This is a genomic window from Streptomyces sp. NPDC054841 (assembly GCF_053611045.1).
Window position 1 is genome coordinate 1 of the sequence record NZ_JBSGZO010000498.1, and the last position, 5,874, is coordinate 5,874.

Here is a 5,874-nt window from a genome sequence, read left to right on the forward strand (position 1 = left end):
CACCCTCAACCCTGCTGGATGGCGACAGCCGCCGCCCTTCGGCCGGCTGAGCCGGACCTGGTTCCGTGAATAAGGAGCCACGGAACTCGTGACTCCGCCCCGAGGGGCTTCTCACTCACCCGCCGCAGCGAGCGCGTGATGGTCAAGCCCTGACCGCGACTCAACATATGCCACCGCTTCAGCTTCTCCCGGCTGGAGTCAGTCATTCACTCGGAAGAGGTAGCCATGGACGCTGTGACCCAGGTCCCCACCCCCGTCAACGAGCCGGTTCACGGTTACGCCCCCGGTTCGCCCGAGCGTGCCCGCCTCGAGGCCAAGCTCAAGGAGCTGGCCGAGAACCCCATCGACCTCCCGATGACCATCAACGGTGTGAAGCGGATGGGCGGCGGCGAGCGCGTCGACGTCGTACAGCCGCACAACCACGGGGCCGTCATCGGTACCTTCGCCGGTGCCACGCAGCAGGACGCGCAGGACGCGATCGACGCCGCCCTCGCCGCCGCCCCGGCGTGGCGCGCGATGTCGTTCGACGACCGCGCCGCGATCATCCTGCGCGCCGCCGAGCTGCTGGCCGGTCCCTGGCGCGAGACGCTGGCCGCCTCCACCATGCTGGGCCAGTCGAAGACCGCGCAGCAGGCCGAGATCGACACCCCGTGCGAGCTCGTCGACTTCTGGCGCTTCAACGTCGCCTACGCCCGCCAGATCCTGGCCGAGCAGCCGCCGGCCAACTCCCCGGGCGTGTGGAACCGTCTGGACCACCGCCCGCTGGAGGGCTTCGTCTACGCGATCACGCCGTTCAACTTCACGGCCATCGCGGGCAACCTGCCCACCGCCCCCGCCCTCATGGGCAACGTGGTGGTCTGGAAGCCGTCCCCGACGCAGACCCACTCCGCCGTCCTGCTGATGCAGCTGCTGGAGGAGGCGGGCCTGCCCAAGGGCGTCATCAACCTGGTCACTGGCGATGGCATCGCCGTCTCCGAGGTGGCGCTGAACCACCCCGACCTGGCCGGTATCCACTTCACCGGTTCGACCAGGACCTTCCAGCACCTGTGGAAGACGGTCGGCAACAACATCGAGAAGTACCGCTCCTACCCGCGCATCGTCGGAGAGACGGGCGGCAAGGACTTCGTCGTCGCCCACCCGAGCGCCGACCGCGCGATCCTCAAGACCGCGCTGACCCGTGGTTCGTTCGAGTTCCAGGGCCAGAAGTGCTCCGCGTCCTCGCGTGCGTACATCCCGGCCTCCATCTGGAACTCGGGCTTCAAGGAGGAGTTCGCGGCCGAGGTCGACGGCATCAAGATGGGTGACGTCACCGACCTGACGAACTTCATCGGCGCCGTCATCGACGAGCGCGCCTTCGCCAAGAACAAGGCCGCGATCGACCGCGCGAAGGAAGACCCGACCTGCACGATCGTCGCCGGCGGTACGTACGACGACTCGGTCGGCTACTTCGTCCGCCCGACCATCGTCGAGTGCACCGACCCGGAGAACGAGGTCTTCACGACCGAGTACTTCGGCCCGATCCTCGCGGTGCACGTGTACGAGGACGACCAGTACGAGGCCGTGCTGGAGCAGATGGAGTCGGTGTCTGCGTACGCGCTGACCGGCTCGGTCATCTCTGGTGACCGCGCGGCGACCGCGTACACGATGGACAAGCTCCGCTACGCCGCGGGCAACTTCTACATCAACGACAAGTCGACCGGCGCCGTCGTCGGCCAGCAGCCCTTCGGCGGCGGCCGCGCGTCCGGCACGAACGACAAGGCGGGCGCCCCGCAGAACCTGATGCGCTGGACGCTGACCCGCGCGATCAAGGAGACGCTGGTTCCGCCGACCGAGTACGGCTACCCGCACATGGGCTGACGCCCTCCCCGGGCCACACGGCCCGTCCCGTGAACACCGCCCCCCGCCGGTCACCCCAGGACCGGCCGGGGGCGGCTCACGTCCGGCGGGCTTACGCTGCTGGAGGGGGCTGGGTGAGGGTGATCGGCGAGGAGGGATGACATGCCTGGTTCCACGACTCTCGGTGCGGGCCACGGGGTCGATGTGATCGACCACCTCGACGCGCAGCGGCTGGCCGCCATGATGAAGGAGATGGGCCGTCTGCTGGCCGTGTCCGGACCGAACAGGATCACGGATCCGCAGGTCGCTGCGTTGTGCGGGGGCGAGGCGCACCACCGGGATGAGTTCACCGACTGGGTGGGCCGGGTCGCGAGGAAGCTCGACGAGGCCACGTCCTAGACACATGTCGCGCGTAAGCGGTGCCCCCGGCCCTTCGTCCGGGGGCTCGGCGCTTTTGTACTGGGCCACCGCGCCGACCCGGGCGATCCGCCCGAACTCGCGCAGCGCCGCGATCGCGGCCGCCAGGTGGTCACCGCCCACCTTGTCGGAGCAGGCGTCGATGCCGCCGGGCGCCGCCTTCGCCGGCAGCTCCTCAACCGCCTCGTCGTAGTGGTCGAAGGCCGCGTCGTAGCCGACGTGTTCGAGATCACCGATCTCGGACCGGACCGTCCGACGCGCCCCGTCGGCTGCGTCACCACTCCCGAGCAGGCCGGAACCCTCGCCGTACGCGCGCGCATCCGCGAGCTCGGAGCGCCTCACCAGCACCGCTCCAAGATCGCGTCTCAGATAGTAGGAAGTCCGACTAATTGTGGAGACAGGGCGGCCCTGCTCCCTTAACTTTGTAGTAGCCGAACGTCTCGCTCGATCCAGCGAATGGCGGTTGTGAGCCGGTGCCCCAAGCAGGCAACCCCTGCGGCCCGCTCCCCGCCCCTTCCGGCCCCTCGTAGATACGTCATGCGGCTTCGCCGCGTGGCACCAGATCTCAAGGAGTCGATCACCATGCCCGAGACGACCCTCCCCCGCCGCGTCCGACACACGCCCCGCACGAGCGAGTCCGACCGCAAGAACGCCGCCGCCGCCCTGCAGCGAGCCCTCGACCGCAGGGACAACGGCGGCGAGACCGGCCACAGCCACTAGGACCTGTCCGGAGATCGCCCGGACGGGACCTAGGCAGAACGCCTGATCTCGAAGTAGTCGATGCGCTCGCCGCTCTCGGCGAGCGCGGAGACCTTCAGCTTCGCGCCCGCACCCGTCTCCGCCGCCACCGCGAGGAAGGAGAAGCCGGTGTACCGGACACGCGACCACTCGACCGTGTCCGGGTCGGGCAGCCGCAGCTTCGTCCAGTGGAACGTCACGATGTGGTCGTGGTCATGGACGTTGCCCTCGTAGCTGTCCTTCACCCCGAGCCCGAAGCCGTACAGATCCGCACCTGCGCCGCCCGCCGTGACGTACACGATGCCGTCCCGCGTCGGGTCGGTCGTCGCCCCGATGGGTACGGGCTTGCCGACCTCGCCGCCCTTGATGGCGTCCGTACGCTCGTAGACGTGGTTGTGTCCGTTGATCACCAGGTCCACCTGGTGCTTGCCGAAGAGCGGCAGCCACGCGTCCCGCGGACCGCCGTCCGAGGCGTGCGTCGAGGTCGAGTACATGCAGTGGTGGAAGAAGACGACCACGAAGTCGATCTCCGGCCGCGCCCGCAGCTCGCCGAGCCGCTTGTCCAGCCAGGCCGTCTGTGCGCCGCCCGTGTAGCCCTTGTTGGCGGGAATCTCGTACGAGACGTCGTTCGCGTCCAGCGCCACGACGCCCACGTTGCCGTACGTGAACGAGTAGATTCCGGGGGCGTTCGAGGCGTCGGGCCCGTTCTCGGGGAGCGACCAGCGGGCGGACTGGCCGCCGTAGCCGTTCGGCGAGTACCACGCCTCCATGTCGTGGTTCCCGGTGGTCACCATCCACGGCACCCGTGAGGCGACGCTTTCCGTCTGGGCGAGGAACTGGTCCCACACCCGGGCGTCGTACGTGTCCGACTCCTTGCCGTGCCCGCTGCTGTCGGCGTAGCAGATGTCGCCCGCGTGCAGATGGAACGAAGGGTTCTGGCCGAGGATCAACTGGTCGTTGGCGAGGGCGTCATAACTCACGCCCTGGTCACCGAAGGCCGTGAAGACGAATTTCTCGGGCGTGGCCGGGGCCGTACGGAACGACCCGATCGTCGCCATCCGGGAGGCGTCCGCCGGGTCGAAGCCGTCGTGACCGACCCCGTAGTAGTACGTCGTCCCGGGCTTGAGCCCGTCGAGCCCCACGTGCAGGTAGTACTGGTCGACGGCGGGCAGCTTCCGCGACAGCGAGGGCGTGTGCAGCGGACGCACCTCCGCCTCGATCTTCCGGCTCAGCTCCCACGGCTTCAGCCCGACCCGCAGATACGGCCGCTGCACCGCGAACGGCACCTGCCAGGAGATCCGCATCTGTGTCTTCGGGTCGGCCCCGAACGCCAGATGGCGGCCGAACGGGGCGACGAGCGAGCCGTCGACAGTGGCCGTGGCAGGCGTCGTCACCAGCGTCGGGGAGGCCTGGCCCGCGCTCGCCCGCCCGGCCAGCAGGCCCCCGCCGGCCGCGGCGAGACCGCCCGCGAGCCCGCCGGTCAGCGCCCCGCGCCGGGAGACCTTCGGGCGTGCATGCCGGGCGCGCAGATACTCGTGCTGCTCGGGCATGCTCATGCCACGTGCGAGCTGGTCGGGGATCCCGACCCGTGGGGTGTCATCGGTCATGCGGGGTAACTTGCCAGTAACTTACGACCGAGGGCCAGACTTCGGATGAACGAAATTCAACGAAACTGCGTGCGGACCCTGGTGGCCCCCCGGCGTGAAACGCGTCCGCATGGTGGACAATGAGTGTCATTCGCTGGGACGCGGAGTACGGTGCAAATATGTCTCGCAGCATCAATCTCGCAGTAATCCCTGGTGACGGCATCGGCCAGGAGGTCGTGGCCCAGGGCCTCAAGGTCCTCTCCGCCGTGCTTCCGCAGGATGTGAAGCTGGAGACCAAGGAGTACGACCTCGGCGCCCAGCGCTGGCACCGCACCGGAGAGACCCTCCCGGACGCGGAGCTCGACTCCCTCAAGAACCACGACGCGATCCTGCTCGGCGCGATCGGTGACCCGTCGGTGCCGTCCGGGGTCCTGGAGCGCGGGCTGCTGCTGAAGCTGCGGTTCGCCTTCGACCACTATGTGAACCTGCGTCCGTCGAAGCTGTTCCCCAACACCGCGACCCCCCTCGCCGGCCGCCCCGACATCGACTTCGTCGTCGTCCGCGAAGGCACCGAGGGTCCGTACACGGGCAACGGCGGTTCCCTGCGCACCGGTACGCCCGCCGAGGTCGCGACCGAGGTCAGCGTCAACACGGCGTACGGCGTGGAGCGGGTCGTCCGTGACGCCTACGAGCGGGCCAACTCCCGCCCCCGCAAGAAGCTGACGCTGGTTCACAAGAACAACGTCCTCGTCTACGCCGGCCACATGTGGAAGAACATCTTCGACAAGGTCGGCCAGGAGTACCCCGAGGTCACCACCGACTATCTGCACGTCGACGCCGCGACGATCTTCTTCGTCACCCAGCCGGAGCGCTTCGACGTCATCGTCACCGACAACCTCTTCGGCGACATCCTCACCGACCTCGCCGCTGCCGTGACCGGCGGCATCGGCCTGGCCGCCTCCGGCAACATCAACCCGACGGGCGAGTTCCCGTCCATGTTCGAGCCCGTCCACGGCTCCGCGCCCGACATCGCGGGCCAGGGCAAGGCCGACCCGACGGCCACGATCCTGTCCGTCGCCCTCCTCCTGCGCCACCTCGGCTACGAGACCGAGGCAGCCCGCATCGAGGACGCCGTCGCCGCCGATCTGGCGGAGCGGGACGGCACCGCCCGCACGACCGACGTGATCGGCGACGCGCTCGCCGTACGAGTAGCGGGCTGACCCTCCCCCAGAGACCAAAGGGCCTGGGGGGACCCCCAGGCTCGAAACCTCGAAGCCGCCGGGTCGCATCCGCGCCC

Annotated in this window: 5 protein-coding genes and 1 pseudogene; 5 read left to right on the plus strand and 1 reads right to left on the minus strand. The window is 68.9% G+C overall.

Translation table 11 applies throughout. The annotated features are described in order from the left end of the window. The first annotated feature begins 225 nt into the window (after window positions 1-225). The 4 genes and pseudogenes from pruA (at window position 226) to ACWGI8_RS37670 (ending at window position 2,973) form a co-directional block, all read left to right on the plus strand. On the plus strand, window positions 226-1,857 hold the full coding sequence (gene pruA / locus ACWGI8_RS37655; protein ID WP_453667940.1) for an L-glutamate gamma-semialdehyde dehydrogenase: 1,632 nt from the start codon (window positions 226-228) through the stop codon (window positions 1,855-1,857). A 141-nt stretch (window positions 1,858-1,998) separates the two neighbouring features. Beyond that, complete coding sequence (locus ACWGI8_RS37660) at window positions 1,999-2,235, plus strand: hypothetical protein (RefSeq protein WP_453667941.1); 237 nt, start codon at window positions 1,999-2,001, stop codon at window positions 2,233-2,235. Between the two features lie 243 nt (window positions 2,236-2,478). Then, a pseudogene (locus ACWGI8_RS37665) lies at window positions 2,479-2,642 on the plus strand (LysR family transcriptional regulator); the annotation flags it as partial. Between the two features lie 193 nt (window positions 2,643-2,835). Beyond that, complete coding sequence (locus tag ACWGI8_RS37670; RefSeq protein WP_453667942.1) at window positions 2,836-2,973, plus strand: hypothetical protein; 138 nt, start codon at window positions 2,836-2,838, stop codon at window positions 2,971-2,973. A gap of 29 nt (window positions 2,974-3,002) precedes the next feature. Here the strand turns inward: ACWGI8_RS37670 and ACWGI8_RS37675 are convergent, their stop codons facing one another. Next, window positions 3,003-4,598, minus strand: a complete 1,596-nt coding sequence (locus ACWGI8_RS37675) for a purple acid phosphatase family protein (protein ID WP_453667943.1) — start codon at window positions 4,596-4,598, stop codon at window positions 3,003-3,005. 158 nt (window positions 4,599-4,756) lie between these two features. On the opposite strand from ACWGI8_RS37675, the gene ACWGI8_RS37680 reads away from it, so the two are divergent. After that, window positions 4,757-5,797, plus strand: a complete 1,041-nt coding sequence (locus ACWGI8_RS37680; protein ID WP_453667944.1) for a 3-isopropylmalate dehydrogenase — start codon at window positions 4,757-4,759, stop codon at window positions 5,795-5,797. Window positions 5,798-5,874 lie beyond the last annotated feature (77 nt).

Excerpts from the sequence above, each read along its gene's own strand:
- pruA (WP_453667940.1), top strand. The coding sequence starts at position 226 with ATGGACGCTGTGACCCAGGTCCCCACCCCCGTCAACGAGCCGGTTCAC.
- ACWGI8_RS37660 (WP_453667941.1), top strand. The coding sequence starts at position 1,999 with ATGCCTGGTTCCACGACTCTCGGTGCGGGCCACGGGGTCGATGTGATC.
- ACWGI8_RS37670 (WP_453667942.1), top strand. The coding sequence starts at position 2,836 with ATGCCCGAGACGACCCTCCCCCGCCGCGTCCGACACACGCCCCGCACG.
- ACWGI8_RS37675 (WP_453667943.1), bottom strand. The coding sequence starts at position 4,598 with ATGACCGATGACACCCCACGGGTCGGGATCCCCGACCAGCTCGCACGT.
- ACWGI8_RS37680 (WP_453667944.1), top strand. The coding sequence starts at position 4,757 with ATGTCTCGCAGCATCAATCTCGCAGTAATCCCTGGTGACGGCATCGGC.